The sequence below is a fragment of the Halorubrum sp. C191 genome (assembly GCF_002727095.1).
Taxonomy (GTDB): domain Archaea; phylum Halobacteriota; class Halobacteria; order Halobacteriales; family Haloferacaceae; genus Halorubrum; species Halorubrum ezzemoulense.
Genome location: NZ_NHNZ01000033.1, coordinates 1 through 623 on the forward strand (window position 1 = coordinate 1; position 623 = coordinate 623).

The window sequence follows — 623 nt, forward strand, 5'->3', positions numbered from 1 at the left end:
CTGTCTCTTACCCATAAGTTCTAATGCCGCAGCTGACGGACTAATGCCGGAAGATGGGGCACCGTTCACGGAGTTGGCGACCAGAACTTGACGAAGATGGACAGCTGCGTGACATGGATGTCTCTGGGTGGATTCGAACGGAGTTTCGATCAGCCGAGTTTGGAGATAAACGTCTCACTGACCGTCTGGTACAGATTGGGGATGAACTCGGCAGCTCGCCTGCCGAGTCCATCCCAGCATCCTGTGAGAATTGGCCGTCCACAAAGGCTACGTACCGATTCTGCGATAATGATCGTGTGACCCCTGGCGAGATCCTCTCCGCTCATAAACAAGCACAGCACTCGCGAGTGCGTGGCGGAGACGAGCTACTGGTCGTCTCCGACACCACATACCTCACCTACCCACGTCATCCGGCGAAAGATGGACTCGGCGACATTAGCTCTGAAGATATTGATGTTGAAGGAGTCAAACTACACTCGTCAATCGGAGTCTGTCCCGACACGCACCGAATGACCGGGGTCATCGACCAGCAGGTGCTGGTCGAGGACCAACAGACAAACGTCGACTACATCACAAACGGCAAAAACGACCCAATTCTCCTTGAGAACGAGCATGAAAAGTGG

Annotated in this window: 1 protein-coding gene; it reads left to right on the forward strand. The window is 54.1% G+C overall.

What is annotated here, in order from left to right; genetic code table 11:
• Nucleotides 1–53: 53 nt before the first annotated feature.
• Nucleotides 54–623 (forward strand): transposase (locus tag Z052_RS02660; protein ID WP_144049988.1); only part of this gene is annotated, 570 nt, incomplete at its 3' end.